Annotated in this window: 14 protein-coding genes and 3 tRNA genes; 11 read left to right on the forward strand and 6 right to left on the reverse strand. The window is 51.7% G+C overall.

The window, feature by feature from the left end:
* Nucleotides 1-40: 40 nt before the first annotated feature.
* From ACTU44_RS12390 to ACTU44_RS12400, 3 genes are all read left to right on the forward strand, one after another.
* Complete coding sequence (locus ACTU44_RS12390) at nucleotides 41-1,504, forward strand: MFS transporter (RefSeq protein WP_114097754.1); 1,464 nt, start codon at nucleotides 41-43, stop codon at nucleotides 1,502-1,504.
* A gap of 249 nt (nucleotides 1,505-1,753) precedes the next feature.
* Nucleotides 1,754-3,208, forward strand: a complete 1,455-nt coding sequence (locus tag ACTU44_RS12395; protein WP_462095564.1) for a right-handed parallel beta-helix repeat-containing protein — start codon at nucleotides 1,754-1,756, stop codon at nucleotides 3,206-3,208.
* Between the two features lie 104 nt (nucleotides 3,209-3,312).
* On the forward strand, nucleotides 3,313-3,750 hold the full coding sequence (locus tag ACTU44_RS12400; protein WP_336080807.1) for a MerR family transcriptional regulator: 438 nt from the start codon (nucleotides 3,313-3,315) through the stop codon (nucleotides 3,748-3,750).
* Between the two features lie 67 nt (nucleotides 3,751-3,817).
* Here ACTU44_RS12400 and ACTU44_RS12405 read toward each other — a convergent pair whose 3' ends face one another.
* The 6 genes from ACTU44_RS12405 to ACTU44_RS12430 form a co-directional block, all read right to left on the reverse strand.
* Nucleotides 3,818-6,508 carry a bifunctional acetate--CoA ligase family protein/GNAT family N-acetyltransferase gene (locus tag ACTU44_RS12405; protein ID WP_336080808.1) on the reverse strand — a complete coding sequence of 897 codons (2,691 nt, stop codon included), beginning with the start codon at nucleotides 6,506-6,508 and terminating at the stop codon, nucleotides 3,818-3,820.
* 227 nt (nucleotides 6,509-6,735) lie between these two features.
* On the reverse strand, nucleotides 6,736-7,053 hold the full coding sequence (locus tag ACTU44_RS12410; protein WP_114097757.1) for a hypothetical protein: 318 nt from the start codon (nucleotides 7,051-7,053) through the stop codon (nucleotides 6,736-6,738).
* A gap of 71 nt (nucleotides 7,054-7,124) precedes the next feature.
* Nucleotides 7,125-7,200: transfer RNA gene (locus ACTU44_RS12415), tRNA-Asn, on the reverse strand.
* 327 nt (nucleotides 7,201-7,527) lie between these two features.
* Nucleotides 7,528-7,603, reverse strand: a tRNA-Asn gene (locus ACTU44_RS12420).
* 4 nt (nucleotides 7,604-7,607) lie between these two features.
* Nucleotides 7,608-7,681, reverse strand: a tRNA-Cys gene (locus tag ACTU44_RS12425).
* Nucleotides 7,682-7,839: 158 nt separating this feature from the next.
* Nucleotides 7,840-10,281, reverse strand: a complete 2,442-nt coding sequence (locus ACTU44_RS12430; RefSeq protein WP_462095565.1) for a methyl-accepting chemotaxis protein — start codon at nucleotides 10,279-10,281, stop codon at nucleotides 7,840-7,842.
* A gap of 377 nt (nucleotides 10,282-10,658) precedes the next feature.
* On the opposite strand from ACTU44_RS12430, the gene ACTU44_RS12435 reads away from it, so the two are divergent.
* The 8 genes from ACTU44_RS12435 (at nucleotide 10,659) to ACTU44_RS12470 (ending at nucleotide 19,751) form a co-directional block, all read left to right on the forward strand.
* Nucleotides 10,659-11,312, forward strand: coding sequence for a protein-L-isoaspartate O-methyltransferase family protein (locus ACTU44_RS12435; protein ID WP_114099821.1), 654 nt, complete (start codon nucleotides 10,659-10,661; stop codon nucleotides 11,310-11,312).
* A 65-nt stretch (nucleotides 11,313-11,377) separates the two neighbouring features.
* Complete coding sequence (locus ACTU44_RS12440; protein WP_462095566.1) at nucleotides 11,378-11,701, forward strand: rhodanese-like domain-containing protein; 324 nt, start codon at nucleotides 11,378-11,380, stop codon at nucleotides 11,699-11,701.
* 143 nt (nucleotides 11,702-11,844) lie between these two features.
* Nucleotides 11,845-13,197, forward strand: a complete 1,353-nt coding sequence (locus ACTU44_RS12445) for a TolC family outer membrane protein (RefSeq protein WP_114099819.1) — start codon at nucleotides 11,845-11,847, stop codon at nucleotides 13,195-13,197.
* 121 nt (nucleotides 13,198-13,318) lie between these two features.
* A complete protein-coding gene (locus ACTU44_RS12450) occupies nucleotides 13,319-13,930 on the forward strand; it encodes a DUF2497 domain-containing protein (RefSeq protein ID WP_114099818.1) in 612 nt (203 codons plus the stop codon).
* Nucleotides 13,931-14,021: 91 nt separating this feature from the next.
* The gene (locus ACTU44_RS12455) at nucleotides 14,022-16,688 is read left to right on the forward strand and encodes a valine--tRNA ligase (RefSeq protein ID WP_462095567.1); all 2,667 of its coding nucleotides are present in this window, start codon (nucleotides 14,022-14,024) and stop codon (nucleotides 16,686-16,688) included.
* A 205-nt stretch (nucleotides 16,689-16,893) separates the two neighbouring features.
* On the forward strand, nucleotides 16,894-18,297 hold the full coding sequence (gene pabB, locus ACTU44_RS12460) for an aminodeoxychorismate synthase component I (RefSeq protein WP_462095568.1): 1,404 nt from the start codon (nucleotides 16,894-16,896) through the stop codon (nucleotides 18,295-18,297).
* Nucleotides 18,294-18,863, forward strand: a complete 570-nt coding sequence (locus tag ACTU44_RS12465) for an anthranilate synthase component II (RefSeq protein WP_336080813.1) — start codon at nucleotides 18,294-18,296, stop codon at nucleotides 18,861-18,863. The genes pabB and ACTU44_RS12465 overlap by 4 nt, the downstream gene beginning before the upstream one ends.
* A 27-nt stretch (nucleotides 18,864-18,890) precedes the next feature.
* Nucleotides 18,891-19,751 carry an aminotransferase class IV gene (locus ACTU44_RS12470; protein WP_258548804.1) on the forward strand — a complete coding sequence of 287 codons (861 nt, stop codon included), beginning with the start codon at nucleotides 18,891-18,893 and terminating at the stop codon, nucleotides 19,749-19,751.
* The last annotated feature ends 8 nt before the right edge of the window (nucleotides 19,752-19,759 follow it).

Genomic DNA, 19,759 nt, shown 5'->3' on the forward strand with positions numbered 1-19,759 from the left:
TGACCCGCCATCTGAAATGTAGCCAAGGACAACGCCCACCATGTCACCGTTCTCCATTGCTGCCTTTCGGCATCTCTTCTCTGCTCAGGTTACATCCCTGATCGGGACCGGTCTGACGACGGTTGCCTTGTCGCTGTTGGCCTATGACCTTGCCGGCGCGGATGCCGGCCGGGTGCTTGGCTCAATTCTGGTTCTGAAGATGGTGGCGTATCTGGTGATTGCACCCGTTGCCGGTGGTATGGCGCATTTGCTGCCCCGTCGGGCTTGGCTTGTCGGGCTTGATATTCTGCGTGCTACGATTGTTCTGTGCCTGCCATTTGTTGATCAGATATGGCAGGTTTTTGTTCTGGTCTTTGTCGTGAATGCAGCGTCAGCAGCTTTCACTCCGGTGTTTCAGGCGATCATTCCAGAAATCCTGGAAGACGAGAGAACCTACACCAAGGGTCTTTCATATGCCCGGCTGGCTTATGATCTGGAGAACCTGATAAGCCCGGCACTGGCAGCTGCTTTGTTGTTTGTCTGGTCGTTTGACAGCCTGTTCATGGCAAACAGTCTTACATTTGCGCTTTCAGCCATTCTGATTGTCTCAACGTCAATTCCTCGTGCTGCTGCGACTGATCGTGAAGGCGGTGTTTATGCCAATACCCGTTTTGGTGTGATGGCTTATTTGAAAACACCGCGACTACGTGGTCTTCTGGCCGTGCATTTTGCTGTTTCCTGTGTTGGTGCGATGATCATCGTCAACACAGTCGTCCTGACCCGTTCTGTGCTTGGCGGGACCGACATTTTGACCACGGTCTTTCTGGCCTGTGCCGGCGGTGGGTCAATGATTGCGGCTTTTATCATTCCGAAAATGATTGATGCATGTGGTGAACGCCGCTTGATGATGTTCGGGATATTTGCCGCAGCATTGGTCATGCTGATCGGGGCGATGTTGATTGTGAACGGGGTACAAACTGCCATCGCATTTGCCGCATTGTGGGTGCTGGCAGGGGCAGGGACCACATTCGCACAGACACCCGGCGGACGATTGGTTCAACGATCAGCAGGAGCGGGTGACAGGTCTGCTTTTTTCGCTGCAAATTTTGCGCTGTCACATGGTGGCTGGTTGATTGCCTACGGGGTTGTGGGGTGGCTTGGCAGCCTTGCTGATCTTTCGGTTGCGTTTATGGCATCAGGTGGACTGGCACTGATTGGTGCGATGGCGGCGATCATGTTGTGGCCCAAACAGGACCCGCTGGAAATTGATCATAGCCATCCGGGATTCTGGCATGAGCATCCCCATGATCATGACGACCCGCATCATGGCCATATTCATGGTAGTGACGCGCAAGTGATGCAGGAAAATAATCCGAACCTTCATGGTGTTCATTCCCGCGACCATGGTTGCGATAAACAAAAACATCGTCATCGACACTATCATCCACCGGTGAAGCACAAGCATCGCTTCGTCATTGATAGTCATCACACAAGATGGCCGGTTGATGGTAGCGAAATGGTCTAGGCGCTTTGATCGGCGTGCGCGTCTTGCCAAGACCCGGACACCAATCCCGACAATTCCGATGATCACCCTGATGTCACCCGTGATATCGGACATCTGATCACGATTATTTCTGAATAAGGACGCTAAAACAGATGCTTGGCGTCGTGATGTTTTGCTGTATCGTTCCTTGACGCAAAGATAGAAGGGGACGGTTCAGTGGAAGTTGTTTACGTTTCAGACGACGGGAAGGACCATTGGATTGATTCAAAAATGCGTCCGACAACAACGCTGGAAATGGCAATCGTCAACAGCAAACCCGGACAGCTTATCCGTCTGATCGACGGAACCTATCGTGTCAAACGGCCCATGCCGTTTCCGCACAGCGGCGAACAAGGGAACCCAATCGTTGTTCGTGGCGAAACCGGTGTCGTTCTTGATGCTGCGCAAAAACCCGATCCAAGCGTCTCGGCAAGCAATCCGGGGCAGGCGCGTTTCGCCGTTTTTCAATTGATTGATGTTGAGCATATCCGCATCGAGAACCTCAATATTACGCGCGCTTGGCCAAGTGCAGTTTACATTGAAAACAGCCGAAACCTGAGCTTCAGGGGGCTTGATATATCAGACGGAACCTATGCGTTTTATGCCAGTGGCGAACGTTGCCATGGCATCAAAATCACCGAATGCCGATGGGTTCAGGATTCATCAATCTGGCGCGCCATCCGTTGGGATGAAATTCACGATGGCAAGGACGACGAGGGAAACGTCATCAAGGTTCCATTCCGTTATCTGAACGGTGCGTTCTTTGGGGCGGATGATATCGCCGGTGATGTAGAGATTTCTCGAAACGATATTCGTGATTGCTATAACGGTATCCGCATGGATGTATCGAGCTTCAATGTTGGCGCTCCGATTGGCACATTTAACCGCGACATCCGTATTATGGATAACCGGTTTAGCTATATCCGTGACAATCCGATTGAGCCAGAGTTCGTGGCCCTTGGCTGGTGGATTGGTCGCAACCGATTTTACAACTGTCACAAACTGTTTTCACAAGATGGCGTGCGCGGTGGATTTTGGTACTACTTTGCCAATATTTGCTGGTTTGATAGCCGTCCGGGGCCAGAGGGCGACGAGTATAATGGCGGTGCTGTTTTCAAACTTGGAAAGGGTGGAAACGTTCCTCAGCCAGACTATGTTTCTGTCTGTTTTCACAACAGTTTCTATCTGCGGCAGAAATATATCAAAAAGGGAACAACACGCGGTCTGGTGAATGCACGCAACGCAATTGAACATGCAGAACCGGTTACCTTGCCTGATGAAATGATGCCACTCGATCAGTCGTTCTTTGGCGAATATGCTGACCTTTACCTTTCAGCCATGCCGCCTTTGCCGGTCGTGTTCTCAGGGGATCTGGCAAATCATCCTACATATCCCGATGTTTTTGATCCCTACGACGGTGTGCTGAGTTGCCCTAGACCCGCAACAGGTCCACTGTTTGAAAACAGTCTTGCTGGCCAGTTCGAGCTTCGAGAAAGCCACCAAATTCCCTATGTCAACCCATTGGAGGTACCTCTGCCTGACGGCAGTGTCTGGTGCAGCAATCCCGAACATTGGCCGGGCGCGATTACCGATGGATGTCTGATACAGGGACCGGACTATGTTCCGGTTGATCTCGATTATGTCCGATCCTTACCCGTTCCGGAAGTGCAGGCGACGTCATCGTAACCCCGGTGATCAGGTGTTTTATGTTTACGTTTGCGTAAATATGTTGACTGGAATGTCGGAAAGTTGCGATGTTGACCCATCGCAGTCATCAAACAAGAAAAACCATGAACGACAAGCTATACAGTATCACCGAGTTGGCCGAAGAGTTCGATATCACGCCGCGTGCAATCCGGTTCTATGAAACCAAAAATCTTCTGGCGCCGCAGCGGGCCGGGGCAACGCGCGTTTATAACTATCGTGACCGGGCACGCCTGATGCTTGTTCTGCGTGGCAAACGTCTTGGTTTTTCGCTTGAAGACATCAAGGAATATATCGATCTCTACGATGCCGACCGCACGCGGACTGAGCAACTCGCTCATCTGATGCTTGTCGGTCGCCGCCGGATCGCCGAACTTGAGCAGCAGCTTGAAGATGTGCAGACCACGCTTGAAGAACTGCGTAAAATCGAAAACGAAGCCGTCGACAGCCTGCGTGAAAAGGGTATCGATCCCGAAAAGGCAGTTGCCGATATCCGTGCCAAACTTGTGGCCGATGGTGCCTAGCTCCGTTCCGAAAGTACCAAAGACAAAGCCCGGCAGTTGCCGGGCTTTTTTGTTGGAAATTGCCTGATTAGTGAGCGTCGCGTTGGAGCGGTAACGTGACCTCAAAAACATCCTCGTCGGGGATGTATTTGCGGCTGAAACCAAGTTTCTCGCAAAGGGTTAGCATGCGGCGGTTACTAGGCAAGACCTGACCGATAAAGGTTTCGGTACCCTTGCGACGGCAATAGGCAATCATCTGTTCCATCAGAACACGACCAAGACCGCGCCCCTTGATGTCCGACCGGACCATGATGGCATATTCTGCATGTTCGTTATTGGGATCGATGACGACCTGAACAATGCCGTGGATCTGGCCCTGTTCCGGACCATCGGGTACCACAGCCAGGAACGCCATATCGCGATCATAATCCAGCTGGGTCTGACGGGCCATTTCAGAATGTGGCAGTTCACGCACAGAACCGAAGAACCGGAAATGAATATCTTCGGGTGTCAGTTTTGACATGAACTCATAGTGCGCGGGTTCGTCTTCCGGCTTGATCGGGCGCAGAAGATAAGTCGTTCCATCATCCATCACCAGTTCCTGTTTCAGGTGTCTTGGATAGGGATGAATGGCAAGGCGCTTATCGTCGCTGACGACCTTTGGGGTTACCTTGATACGCGCATCAAGGGCAATCACACCATGCTGGTCGGCAAGAAGCGGGTTCATGTCAAGCTCAACCACTTCGCCCAGATGCACAACCAGCTGCGACAGGCGAACCAGCGTCATGTAAAGGTCTTCAAGATTTACAGGGGGAACGTCCCGATAGCCTTTGAGGAGCTTGTAAATGCGTGTACCTTCAACCAGTTCACGGGCTAGCTTCATGTTCAGCGGGGGCAGGGCCATGGCACGGTCGCGTACGACTTCGACCTCGACGCCCCCATGACCAAACAGGATCACCGGACCAAAGATCGGGTCGGTGGTCATGCCGACAATCAGTTCACGTGCGCCCGCACGGGTGATCATTTCCTGAATGGTAAAACCGCGCAGACGGGCATTGGGGAATTTTTGTTCGATGGTGCGCTGCATTTTCAGGGCCGCCGCCCTGACTTCCTCGCCACTATCAAGATTTAGGACGACGCCGCCAACGTCGGACTTGTGGCTGATATCGTCGGACAGAATCTTAAGCGCGACCGGATAACCGATATCGTCTGCGGTGCGTACCGCTTCTTCGATGTCACTGGCTGCAATGGTTTTGACTGTATTGATGCCATAGCATTCCAGAACGGCTTTTGCCTCAGGCTCGGTTAGCATGTCACGACCGGCATGAATGGCGGTGTGGATGATGCTGCGCGCCTTATCTGTCTGCGGCGTATAATCGCGTGGGACCGATGGCGGTGTTTCCATCAACAGGTCTTGCAATTTGCGATAATTGACCATGTGCTGGAAGGCTGCCACGGCGTTTTCCGGTGTGCGATATGTCGGAATTCCTGCGGCATAAAACATGTTTCGGGCTTCGGCCACGGTAGCTTCGCCAACCCAGTTGGTCAGGATATTTTTCTTACTGTGTTTGATCTGGTCAATGACACAACGCGCGACTTCGACAGGGTCGGTGATAGCGGTCGGGGCATGCATGACCAGAAGACTGTCGATATTGCTGTCAGTCAGAACCGTTTCAATTGCCTTGGCATAACGTTCTCCGGGGGCATCTCCGATAATGTCGACCGGGTTGGCATGCGACCATGTAGCAGGCAAAACCTTGTCCAGGGCCGTGATGGTCTCAGGATCAAGGTGGGCAAGATGACCCTGACGTTCGATCAAAGCGTCAACCGCAAGCACCCCGATCCCGCCGCCATTGGTCACGATGCCAAGCTTGTCGCCACGGAACGGGCGCATGCGTGAAAGCGTTTCGGCAGCCGAGAACATTTCGCTAACCGTGTAAACGCGCAGTACCCCGGCGCGTTTGATAGCAGCGTCAAAGACGTCATCTGCGCCAGCAAGTGCGCCTGTATGTGATGCGGCCGCGGCCGCACCTTCGGCAAAGCGCCCCGACTTGATGCAGAGAATGGGCTTGTTGCGTGATGCGGCACGGGCAGCCGAGATGAAGCTCCGGCGTTCATGAATGGATTCGATGTAAAGCATGATCGCACGGGTATCAGGATCCGAACCCAGATAGTCGATCACATCACCAAAATCGACATCGTCGCACTCGCCAAGAGATATGAAGTGTGAAAACCCGATGTCGCGCGCAGATGCCCAGTCAAGAACGGCAGTACAAAGCGCACCTGATTGCGAAACGAATGCGATTTTGCCACTACCGATATTCTGGTGGCTAAAGCTGGCATTCAAACCGATACCGGGAACCATAAGGCCAAGGCAGTTCGGGCCAAGAAGACGCATCTTCTTTTCAGACGCAATATCAAGCATGGCCTGTTTGATACTTCGTTTCTCATCAAACGGTTCGGAACCAAGTCCCGCAGTCAGAACAATCGCTGCCAGACACCCTTTTTCCGCAAGGCATTTCATTACCGGAATAACCGCCTGCGGCGGCACGCAGATAACGGCAAGCTCTGGTACGACAGGCAGGCTGTTGACATCGGGATAAGCCAGGACACCGCCAATCGACTGGCTGCGGGGATTGACAGGCATGATCGGTCCATCAAATCCACCGGCCAGCAGGTTTTTCATCAGCACATGGCCAACAGAATGAGGGCGGTTGGACGCGCCAATCACGGCGACCGATTTGGGTTTGAACAGATGGTCCAGATTAATTGTACTCATCGCCGAATTCCCGCGTTGTGCTGTGGGCTGGTTTTAGGCAATGGCGTTGCGTTACTCTTAGTGAATATCCCCGCACACCATGCTCGAAGCAAATGCGATGTTAAGTCAGTGGCTAGTATATTGATTTGCTGTGCATCAATAAAGCACTGAGGCGACGAAGTTTTTATGGCGTTTTTCAGATATGCCGCAGTTTCATGCTTGTGACCGCAGATGCAGCGGTGAGGGGGTCAATGGAGATGACCGTGATGACCTTCATCGTCAAAGCGTTCGGATTCTTCAATCCATTCTTCGACTTCGGCTGCAGATGTCATCGCCAGCGCAATTTCAAGATCATTTTGTACATGGGCCAGACTGTCAAACATCGGGCACCAGCCAAAGGCCTGAATGCGTGGGTCTGTCGTTGATGAAATCGTGAACAAATCACCATCAATCGGATGCACCATGCCGTGAATGACGTCATTTTCGCCCGCAATTAACCAGCCGCGGGTCGATCCCGAAAGGGTGGCGAGCTGAACTTCGCGCAATTCGATCTTGACGGTTTTCATGGTGCTTTGCCTCATCTTGTGACGTGCTAAAAGCAAAAGGGACCGAACATTACGTTCGGCCCCTTTTTAATTGGCTCCGGCAGCAGGACTCGAACCTGCGACCCAATGATTAACAGTCATTTGCTCTACCAACTGAGCTATGCCGGATCAGGCTGCGCGCTCCGTCCGAAGCGCGTGGCAGGTGTATAATCAAACCGTCGGAACGTCGCAAGACCTTTTTTGCGAAAAAATGACCAAACTGTTGTCTTTTTTGACCCGCTTGGAATGGATGCAGCTTTGGGTTAACCGGAGTGCGGGCTTAATCGCGAAAAGGGTGGTGTGGTTACATCGAAAACATTGTTTTCGTGTTGTAATTCGCATCCGGGTGGCGTCGTAAGTCGCGCGGCTTCAAAGTTTGAGTCCGGAGTAAGCAGTGCAGATAATGGCATGTAAGCCAAAAAGCAAAAAACCCCGGAACTGAGTTCCAGGGTTTTTTGGCTCCGGCAGCAGGACTCGAACCTGCGACCCAATGATTAACAGTCATTTGCTCTACCAACTGAGCTATGCCGGATCAGTGGAGGCGCGAGCCGGAATCGAACCGGCGTGCAAGGATTTGCAGTCCTCTGCGTAACCACTCCGCCATCGCGCCTTCGCGTTGGCTGGAGCGGTGTATAGCCTCATAGAATACGAGCCGTCAAGCACCCAATTTTACATTTTTTGAACAACGGCTTGATATTTACACTGAAACGAGAAAAACCGCCCGGGATACAATCCCGAGCGGTTCAACAGGGTGGGGTACTGACTGTGTCAGGCAGACTTCTTGCCATATTTACGTTCAAGCCACGGGGCGAGTTTTTCCTCGCGGTTTTTACTTGGTGCGAAGTCAATATTGGCAATCGTGTCGTGCGAATGTTCAACCTCGAACGGGATCGTCGTATTCGGTCCTTCAAGGGTGATCTCACCTTTGGCGCCTTTCTTTACCGGTTCAGCCAAAGAAACCTTGGCGCCGCCGGTGGAGATGTCGACGGTTTTTCCGCGAATGGATTTGCCACCAATTGTTAATGTTACCAATATCTGGGTTTCGTAACGCGGATCCTTACGGCGGTTCACTTCAGGTGTTGCTGTGCGAACGATTCGAACGAGACTGTTGCGAAGCTGGGCAATGCTCCCATCCACTTCCTCGGCGATTTTGTTCATTTGCGCTGCACGGTTGAGGTTTTCCTGCGCTTCGGACGCGACATGACCGATTTTTTCGGTAACTTCGTTTGATGCCTCAGCCGTCTGGATAACGTTTCGGGCAATTTCCTGAGTTGCATCGTCTTGCTGGCGCACGCTTACCGCAACGTTCGATGCAACTTCATCAACGCGTCGAATGCTTGCCGTCATCAGCTGCACCGTGGATACAACGGAATCTGTGACGTTCTGGATCTCGCCAAGCTGACGGGTGATTTCCTCCGTTGATTTTGCTGTCTGATTTGCAAGGTTTTTGACCTCTTGTGCAACCACGGCAAATCCTTTGCCGGCATCGCCAGCTCTTGCAGCCTCAATCGTTGCGTTCAGGGCAAGCAAGTTGGTTTGTGCGGCAATATCACTGATAAGCTCGGCAACTTCGCCAATCTTGCCCACGCTGTTCTGAAGCGAGGTAACCGTTTGCTCTGCGCTTTCGCCCGCCCGGTTGGCTTCGGCGGTCAGATTGGTGGCTTGTTCGATTTGGCGGGTGATTTCGCGAATGGAGGCAGCCAATTCCTCTGAGGCGCCGGAAACTGTTTCCGCATTTGCCAATGCTTGATGTGCTGCTGCAGCAACACTCTCGGAGTTTTCTGAGACACGTTCGGATGATCCTGCCATCTCGCCAGCAGATTCGTTCAAACGCCGGGTTTGATCAATGATCGACTGAACAACTTTCTGCAGTTCTTTTTCAACCGTTTCGGCAAGGCCGCGAAGGGCTCCGATCCTCTGGCTGTTGGCTTTGGACTCATTTTCATCACGTTCAAGACGATTATATGCAAGCTTTGCATGCAATGCACGAAGTTGCTGGGTCAACGGTTTGAAATCAGGCATTTCAGGTAAAGGGATGAGATGAGCTAGGTCATTTCGTGCGATTGCATCGAAATGTTTTGCCATCTCGTTCAGGGGGCGACGGAATTTGCGGATAAGCCATGCGCCATAGATCAGAGTCAGGCCTGCTGCGATCAGGATCAGGACACCGTCAACTGTCGCGGCCATGAAGAATGCCTGACGGGCATCTTCAACCTGTACACCGACAATCTCGTTTTGCGCGACTGACAGATTGCCAATCTGTTCGGTGAGCGGATCTATGGTCTGATAAAGTTCATCCTTGATCAAAGCGTCAAGTGCAACTCTGTCGCCATCTTTAAAGATGGCGCGGAGGCGCAGGATAAGCTTGTCGGCGGGCGGGAGCAGCTGTTTAACACGCTCGACGACTGCGACTTCTCCAGAATCAAGGTTCCGTGAAAAGTAGATATCAAGGTTTTCCTTGATGCGCTGTTCCGCGATATTGATGCTATCCAGACCTTCCTGCCACGTGAAGTTACCGTTGCGGACTTTGTGAGACGCATCAACAACAAACACGGCATAGTCATCAGATACCTGTTTTAGCAGGTTCAACGGTTTGACACGGTCATTATAGACGTTCTCAAGAGCTTGCTCTGTTTTGAATTCGCCATACAATGCATATCCGCCAATCAACAGCATCAGGATAAACATGGTTCCGAAAGCAAGGCTGAGACTGCCTTTGATGCTGGCGAGAAACTCTCTCATCTTCGCTTTGGGGCCTGTATTAACAACTTCACCCTGCTCAAGGCGAATATCCTTTGCCGACCCTGTGCGAATATCGGCATAGATCCGGTTGGCCGTATTTTTTTCTACCTCGGATGGTTTTGTCCGGATGGAAATGAAACCGTTTACCTGACCGTCTTCTATAATGGGTGTCACGTTTGCCCGAACCCAGTAATGGTCACCATTTTTTGCGCGGTTCTTGACCAAGCCCTGCCAGGGCGTCCCGGCCTTGATGGTTTCCCAGAGGTTTGCAAATGCTTCCTTGGGCATGTCAGGGTGTCTGATCATGTTATGTGGAGCACCCACAAGTTCGTCGTTGGTGTAACCGCTGATCTCAACAAACGTCTGGTTGGTAAAGGTGATACGCCCACCTGTGTCCGTTTTCGAAACCAGAATATCTCCGTCTTTCATGACGACTTCGCGGTTGGTGACTGGTCCATTGTCACGCATGATTTGCTTTCCCCCGGATGAAACACATGACACGGTCTGTCAGACTGTCACGTTCTGTAGAATTCCATTTGTGCATTTATCGAGTTCGATGGTATATGTTTTTAATACTGACGTATAACATCCTCATTTGAGGATAAAAATTGTGACAGATCAAAAAATCATGTGCCGGTTTCAAAAAATCTTTGAACCGTAGGGGCGCGCCTTCTGTTTCTGTAAAAATTGGCGGAAAAACGCGCTCAAAGAGCAGGTTGGAGTTGATCCGTTGTTGTCAGTTGCTTATGTGGCAACTATAAACAGGGCAATTGCCGTGACCGCGTTTGACAACGATCAAACAGGAAGCGGAGAGTTTCTCGCGAGAATTTTCAGGTCAGATAATCATGGATTACCAAATCGCGCGCCATAACATGGTGGAAAATCAGGTTCGGACCAACAAGGTTACCGATCCGCTGGTCATCGCTGCGATGGAGGAAGTTCCGCGCGAACTGTTCCTGCCCGAAGGCAAACGCGGCATTGCCTATATTGATGAAGATATTCCGGTTGGTGATGGTCGCTTCGCGATGGAGCCGATGGTGATTGCACGCTTGATGCAAAGTGCCGAGATCGCTGAGGCAGATGTTGCTTTGGTGATTGGTGCGGGCTTTGGTTATGGCAGTGCGCTGATTTCGCGCGTCGCAGAAACCGTTGTTGCTGTAGAAAGCAACAAGGAAATGGCGAGTGCTGCCGAAGCAGCCTTCCAGAAAGTCAACTATGACAATGTTATCGTTGTCGAAGGTGAACTGGCTGCCGGCTACGCCAAGCAAGCACCTTATAATGTAATCATCTTCGATGGTGCAGTTTGCGAAGTGCCCGCCGCCATTCTGGATCAGATCGCAGAAGGTGGTCGTTTGCTCGCCGTTGTAAGAGAGGCTGGCAAGGTCGGTGTTGCCAAGCTTTATGAACGTGAAAATGGCGTCATTGGTCATCGCGATCTGTTTGATGCAAACATTCCATACCTGCCGGGCTTTGAGCCGGCGGAAAGCTTTGTATTTTAATCTGACGAATTGCCCGGAACCATCCGGGCAATTCTTTTTGTGCTCATCGCGATTGTCAGGATTTCATGGTTAGGGAACTTGCATGCCAGGAGTTGGCTAAAATCCTTGAACAAAAATTGCCAATCGTTCTTTTGGATGTGCGCGAAGACTGGGAAGTTGAAATCTGTATGATCAGGGAATCTGTGCATATTCCATTATCGGAATTGCACGGCAGGCTGGATGAGCTGCCGCAAGACATGCCGCTTGCCGTTATCTGCCATCATGGCGTTCGCAGTCGTCATGCAGGGATTTTCCTTGAAGAATATGGATTTAAAGATGTTTTTAATGTTACAGGCGGTATAGATATCTGGGCGTGTCAAATTGCGCCAGATATGATGCGCTACGATTAAACGATGTAACGATCAGAAAGCGGGCAAAATACTTTTTTGGCTTCCAAATGCCTCTTTTCTTGGAAAATTTTGTTTCCGTCGTTACCATGAGTGAAACTGCGCCGGGGTCGGGACTTGGTGTAGGATTTTACAAGGGTAGATAAATGTTAAAACGGTTCTTGCTGACCTGCAGTATCCTTGCAACCGGAGGAATGGTTGCCGGTGGCGCATCTGCGGAAAGTCTTGAGGACGCTCTTATTAAGGCATATCAGAGCAACCCGACACTCGAAGCCGGGCGCGCATCGTTGCGCTCGACAGACGAAGAGATTTCGGCTGCACTGTCAAACTGGCGCCCGAGTGTTACATTAACTGGTGATGCCGGTCTCCGTGAAAACAACACGGAAGTCAACGGGACAAATACCGACAACAGCCTTACGCCTTATACTGTCGGCTTGAACGTGACCCAGCCGCTCTATCGTGGTGGCCGTACAACCGCGCAGACAGAACGTGCCGAAGCACGCATTCAGGCAGCGCGCGCATCCCTGCGTTCCACAGAACAGGATGTGATGTTGCAGGTTGCGACGTCGTATTTCAATGTATTGCGTGATACTGCCGTTGTTGAACTGAACCAGAACAACGTTCGCGTGCTTGAGCGTCAGCTTGAAGCAACCCGGGATCGTTTTGCGGTTGGTGAAGTGACCCGTACCGACGTCTCGCAGGCAGAAGCCCGCCTTGCTGGTGCGAAAGCAGACTTGATTTCGGCACAGGGGGCGCTGGCAAATACACGCGCACAATATGAGCGTCTGGTTGGAAATCCACCAAGCAACCTTGAAATTCCCAACCCGCTTGCCGGTCTTCCAACCAGTGTTACGGATGTTTTGTCGATTGCACAGGGTCAACATCCTGATGTTCTGCAGGCGCAATACACCGAACAGGCAGCCCAGTCTGATATTCGTCTGAATGAAGGGTCGCTTTACCCGGAAGTCAGTCTTTCAGCTGGTGTTGAACGGGCGCATGAAGGGTCGACCGAGGATTTTACGGCAGACAGCGCTGATATCATCGCATCCGTTTCTGTGCCACTGTACCAGCAGGGCGCAGTTTATTCCGGTGTTCGAGCTGCCAAGCAGACCGCAGGTCAGGCGCGCATTCAGGTTGATGAAGCACGCCGTGCTGTGATTGAGAATGCCACCAGTGCATGGGAAACCCTTGTAACTGCGCGGGCGAGTATCGAATCGCAGCAGGCACAGGTATCGTCGGCAGAAGTCGCGTTGGATGGTGTTCAACGAGAAGCATCTGTCGGTTCGCGTACTGTTCTTGATGTTCTTGATCAGGAGCAGGAACTTTTGCAGGCCCGTGTGGACCTTGTCGGTTCGCGTCGTGATGCGGCGGTTGCAGAATTCCAGGTCAAGGCTGCAATGGGAGCTCTTAATGCCCAAGTCCTTGGCTTGCCAGTCGAAATTTACGACACTGAGTCCAACTACAATAAAGTCAAGGACCAGTGGTGGGGAACAGACTGACCTGATGTGTTTTCAGGACAGGGTGTCTGGCATCCTGTCCTGAACAAACTTTCGGATCGGTCTGGTTAAATGACACTAGTGCGGAAATTTAATTATGAGTGACGGGCAACAAGAACCTTCAATGGAGGATATCCTCCAGTCCATCCGCAAAATTCTTGCTGATGAGGGGGATGAAGAAAAACAGGAAGCCGCTCCTGAACCCGAACCGATGCCGGAACCAGAGCCTGAGCCGGAACCGGAACCCGAACCGGAAGAAGAAATCGACGAACTCGTTCTTGATGAAGAACCCGAAGAACTTGAGTTTGACGATGAACCCGAAGAACTCGAACTCGACGAGCCGGAGGAAGAGCTTGATCTCGACGATATGCTCGATTTCGACGAGACTCCGCTTGAAGACGAGCCCGAGCCATTCGAAGACGAATTCGAAGAGCCTGAGCCCGAGCCGGAACCGGCAATGCCGGCTCTTTATGATGACGATGATGACGAACCGCTGATTTCGAATATGACGGAATCGTCGGCGACCGGCACCATCTCGGAATTGGCACAAGCCGTTGCAAAGAAACGTGCTGTTGCCCTTGGCGTTAATGCCGGTCATGCCACCCTTGAGGATCTGGTGCGCGATATGCTGCGTCCGCTGCTTAAGGAATGGCTTGACGAAAACCTACCCTATATGATCGAACGCCTTGTGAAGAAGGAAATCGAGCGGATTGTGAACCGCGCCGAAGACCTGTAGGCGAGCCGATAGTTGATTTAAAGCGGCGCGCCTTCGGTGCGCCGCTTTTTTCTTTGTATGAATGATTAAACCCGCAGCGGATCAAAAGACCATGTTGGAGAAGACTTACAGCCCGGCCGACGTTGAAGGCAGACTTTACGATAAATGGGAAAAGTCGGGGGCGTTTGCCTGCGATACGGCATCAGGTGCCGATCCCTATGTCATCATGATGCCGCCGCCCAACGTGACCGGCAGCCTCCATATGGGGCATGCGCTGACTTTTACGCTTCAGGATATCCTTATCCGTTATAACCGCATGAACGGGAAGGACACCCTGTGGCAACCCGGAACCGACCATGCCGGTATCGCCACCCAGATGGTGGTTGAACGCCAGCTTGGCGAACAAAATGTGACGCGCCATGATCTTGGCCGCGAGAAGTTCGTTGAAAAGGTTTGGGAATGGAAAGAAAAATCCGGTGGTACAATCACCAACCAGTTGCGTCGCCTTGGGGCTTCGCCTGACTGGGCGCGTGAACGTTTTACCATGGACGAAGGCCTTTCTGCCGCTGTTCGCAAGGTTTTCGTTACCCTTCATAAACAGGGCCTCATTTATCGCGACAAGCGTCTGGTGAACTGGGATCCGAAGCTTCTGACTGCGATTTCAGATCTTGAAGTTGTCCAGAAAGAAGTCAAAGGCCATTACTGGCATTTCAAATACCCGATCGAAGGTCGTGAAGGAGAATTCATCACCGTTGCAACCACTCGTCCGGAAACCATGCTTGGCGATACCGGTGTTGCGGTTCATCCCGATGATGAACGCTACAAGGACCTGATTGGCAAGTATTGCATTCTGCCGATCGTTGGTCGCCGCATCCAGATCGTTGCCGATGAATATGCCGATCCGGAAAAAGGGTCTGGCGCGGTCAAAATCACTCCGGCCCATGATTTCAACGACTTCGAAGTCGGCAAACGTGCTGATCTCGAAAAGATCAACATCATGGACGATCACGCCTGCATTAACGAGAATGCACCGGAAGAATACCGGGGGCTTGATCGTTTCGAAGCACGCAAACAGATCATCGCCAAGATGGACGAGCTTGGCTTGCTCGAGAAAATCGAAGACACTGTTCATATGGTGCCATATGGCGACCGTTCGAACGTTGTTATCGAGCCTTACCTGACCGATCAGTGGTTCGTTAATGCCGAAGTGCTGGCAAAGCCGGCAACCGAAGCCGTCGAAGACGGTCGCATTCGCTTTGTGCCGAAAAACTGGGAAAACACTTATTTCGAATGGATGCGCAACATCCAGCCTTGGTGTATTTCCCGTCAACTTTGGTGGGGTCATCGTATCCCTGCATGGTTTGGGCCGGATGGCGAAATCTTCGTTGAGGAAACCGAGCAAGAAGCGATTGCCGCGGCAAAAGCGCATTACGGTAAGGACGTTGAACTGACCCAGGAAACCGATGTTCTGGATACCTGGTTCTCTTCTGCTCTGTGGCCGTATTCGACCCTTGGCTGGCCGGATAAGACGCCCGAGCTTGATAAATACTATCCGGGCGATGTTCTGGTTACCGGCTTTGACATCATCTTCTTCTGGGTTGCCCGTATGATCATGATGGGTATGCATTTCATGGACGGGAAAATTCCGTTCAAGGATATCTATATCCATGCTCTGGTTCGTGACGAGAACGGACAGAAGATGTCGAAATCCAAGGGGAACGTAATCGATCCCTTGGAAATCATTGACGAATATGGCTGTGATGCATTGCGCTTTACCCTGACTGCACTTGCAGCGCAGGGACGCGATATCAAGCTTGCTGCTTCGCGGGTTGAGGGGTATCGCAATTTTGCGACCAAGCTCTGGAACGCTGCACGTTTCGCGGAAATGAACGAATGCAAGCCGGTTGATGGTTTTGATCCTGCAAACGTCAAATCCACACTCGCACGCTGGATCGTGGGCAAAACTGTCGAGGCAGCCAAGGCCGTCGGAACGGGGATTGAAACCTATCGTTTCAATGATGCCGCAAGTGGTGCCTATCAGTTCGTTTGGGGCTCATTCTGTGACTGGTATCTGGAACTGGCAAAACCGGTTCTGATGGGCCAGGACGAAGAAGCCAAGGCAGAGATTCGCGCCGTAACCGCCTGGGTTCTTGACCAGATTCTTCTGATCTTGCACCCGGTCATGCCTTACATCACCGAAGAACTCTGGGAACAGATTTCCGATAATCGCAGCAAGATGCTGATCTCGGAAAGTTATCCGAAGTTTGACGATGCCCTGATTGATCGTACTGCCGAGGCCGAGATTGATCTGGCAATCCGCCTGATTGGTGATATCCGTGGCGTTCGTTCCGAGATGAATGTGCCGCCAGCCGCCGAAGTCCCGATCTATCTGGTTGATGCGACTGACGCGATGAAAGCTGCTGTTTCGGCGCAGGAAGCGCAGGTCAAGCGTCTGGCACGTGTTGCTGAAATCGGCTTCAAGGGGCAGGGCGATGTCGAAGCGATCGCCAAGGGGGCCATTCAGGCCGTTGTTGACGGTGTGGCCGTCTTTGTTTCTGTTGCCAACTTCATTGACGTCGCTGCTGAGAAGTCGCGTCTTGAAAAGGAAATGCAGGACAAGACCAAATATATCAAGGCACAGGAAGGCAAGCTTTCGAACGAGAAATTTGTCAGTCGCGCGCCTGAGCATATTGTGGCGACTGAAAAAGCCAAGCTTGAGGAAGCCCGCGACACTCTGGCGAAACTTACCGAGGCTTACGACCGTATTGCTGCGATGTAATCGGATCTTTGTCCTCTGAATAAAAGGCCAACCTGTTAAGGTTGGCCTTTTTCTTTGGCAAGCCGGGCAAGGTTGCAACTGTAAGAATATTTTTTACCGTAGCCCCGAAGAATCACGTAGATTTTTCGTCTCCTGCCTTGTGCCAAAAATGCTTCCCTGTATCTTACCGGGGAGAATTGTATCTCCCGCAAGAATGCGCCGCTAAATGCTGATAGAAGAATGTCCCTATATTGAGCCGGTCGATGCTTATGGTGCCTTTGCCCCCTTTGCCGACAGTCATTTTCTTGATTCCGGCGACCGGGATCGATTTTCCTACATTGTTGTTTCTCCATTACACAAACTGACGTCAAAAAATGGTCAGGTGACACTGGATGGTTTCCCGTTCCCGGGAAATCCGTTTGAAGTTCTTGGCGATCTGTTGTCGCGCTACCCGCAACGGCGCCGGACTGATCTGCCACCATTTCAGGGCGGAGCTGTCGGCTATTTCGGCTATGAATTGGCACATCAGACCGAAACGCTGCCGCGCGCGGCCGAAGACTGGCTTGCCATGCCTGATATGGCGGTCGGTATTTATGATCTGGTGATCGCCTTTGATCAGAATGATCGCAAGATGTGGCTGATCTCGACGGGGATGCCCGAACGTCTCGGAAAGGCGCGCGAACAGCGTGCCGCAGACCGGATGAACTTGCTGCGAAAATATCTGCGTCTTGCCAGACCGCTTTTTGAGGTGCCGTCCGCGCCACACTCGCCAAGCATTCAGCCATGGCGGTCAAATTTTGGTCGTTCTGAGTTCGAAATCGAAGTTCAAAAAGTCATCGATTACATCTTTGCCGGTGACATTTTTCAGGCAAATTTATCACAAAGCATTCGGGCTGAATATCCGCGAGATGCTGTGCCGGATCGTTTTGGGCTGTATCGGCGTCTGCGAGATATCAGTTCCGCGCCGTTTGGTGCGTTTCTGAATTTCGGTGAATTTGCGGTTCTGTCAAACTCGCCAGAACGGTTTTTGAAAGTTTCGGACGGACAGGTTGAAACCAGACCGATCAAAGGTACAAGGCCCCGTGGAGAGACGCCGCTAAGCGATGCCGAACTTGCGCAAGAATTAATGCTTTCACCGAAAGATCGCGCAGAAAATATTATGATTGTTGATCTTTTGCGAAATGACCTCTCCAAGGTCTGCAAACCGCATTCGGTCAATACACCGGCAATCTGTGCGCTGGAAAGCTATGCCAATGTTCATCATCTCGTGTCGACAGTAACAGGTGAACTGCGCGACGGAAAAACGGCAGTTGATCTTTTGAAGGCCAGTTTTCCGGGGGGATCCATTACGGGTGCGCCCAAAATTCGGGCCATGGAAATCATAACAGAACTTGAGAAGACAACACGCGGCGCCTATTGCGGAGCAATTGGCTTTATCGGCTTTGACGGTTCCATGGATACCAACATTGCCATTCGGTCTCTTTGTGTGAACGGTGGTCGTATGGCCTTTAACGTTGGCGGCGGAATTGTCGCAGACAGTAACCCGGCCCTTGAATATGAAGAAACGCTGGTCAAGGCGACCAAGATGTTCGAGCTGTTCGGTATTGACGCGGAAGAGGTCGTACCGTGATCTTGCTTATTGATAATTATGACTCCTTTGTCTTCAATCTTGCCCGGTATATCGAAGAGCTCGGTCATAGTGTCATCGTGGTCCGCAATGATGAAATCGGCTCGGAACAGGTCCGCAAGCTTGATCCCGATGCAATCATCTTTTCCCCCGGCCCATGTGGCCCCGATGACGCGGGAAACAGTCTTGCTCTGGTTGAAGAGCTCAGAACGGAATATCCGATGCTTGGCGTTTGCCTTGGGCATCAGGTAATCGCGCAGGTTTTTGGCGGTGTGGTTAAGCGCGCCAAGCGTCCGGTGCATGGTATGACCTCCGAGATTGACCATAGTGGCACAGATTTGTTCGCGGGATTAAAAAATCCTTTGCAAGTAACGCGTTATCACTCCTTAATTGTTGAGTTGCCCGAGGATGGAAGTTTGATCGAACTTGCGCGCGGACCCGAAGGGGAAATTATGGCGTTTGCGCATAAGGAGCTTCCAATCTTTGGTGTACAGTTTCACCCGGAAGCGGTTTTGACGGAGCAGGGGCACGACTTGTTGGCAAACTTCCTGAAACGGGCTTCTTCCTGAAAAGCACATAAAGACAGAAGGGACGGCATGATGCAGGTATGGATGAATGGCAGCTTTCGTGATCTGGACGCAGCGTCTATTCCGGTAACGGATAGAGGCTTCTTGCTTGGCGACGGGTTCTTTGAAACCATGCGCGCCCACGAAGGCAAAATTGCCTGGCTTGATGCGCATATGGAACGTCTTGACTTCCATGCCGAGCAGATAGAGTTCCCGCTTGATCTTCTGCCAGCAACCAAAGACGTTGCCGAGATCGTTGCGACCCTGTTTGAACAGGTTCGTCGCAAGGATGCCGTTGTCCGTCTGACCGTATCGCGTGGTTCGGGCGAGCGTGGTTTGCTGCCGCCTGCTGATCCGGATCCGACCATTCTGATAACGGTTTCTCCGTTTGAGCCTGTTGATCCTGGTGTCGGACTTAAGCTTTTCACGTCCCAGAAAGTGCGACGTAATGCCAATTCTGTTGCTGGCGGTATCAAGAGCATCAATTACCTTGATAACATAGCAGCCAAACAGGAAGCTCATTCCTACCGTGGAGATGACGCGATCATTCTTTCTGCTGATGGTAATGTCGCGGAAACAACGGCGGCCAATATCTTTGGCATTAAAGGGGATACTTTGTGGACACCCGATGAAGATACCGGAATTCTCTGTGGCCTCGCCCGCGGCTTTGTCCTTGGGTGGGCCGAGGAAACCGGCCGGGAAGTGGACTTTGAACCCAAAACACCCGAGATGCTTAAGGAACTTGATGCGGTTTTCACAGCAAACGCTCTTCAGGGGCTTCGCATTGTTGATAAGGTAGATGGTCTTGTGATCGGTGTTCCGGCGATGACTTTCTTTGCCGAACTTGCTCAAATGGTGGAAACTTCGCTATGCGAAGGTATAGTTGTTTAGGGTAAATT

It is taken from the genome of Thalassospira sp. SM2505 (assembly GCF_054901115.1).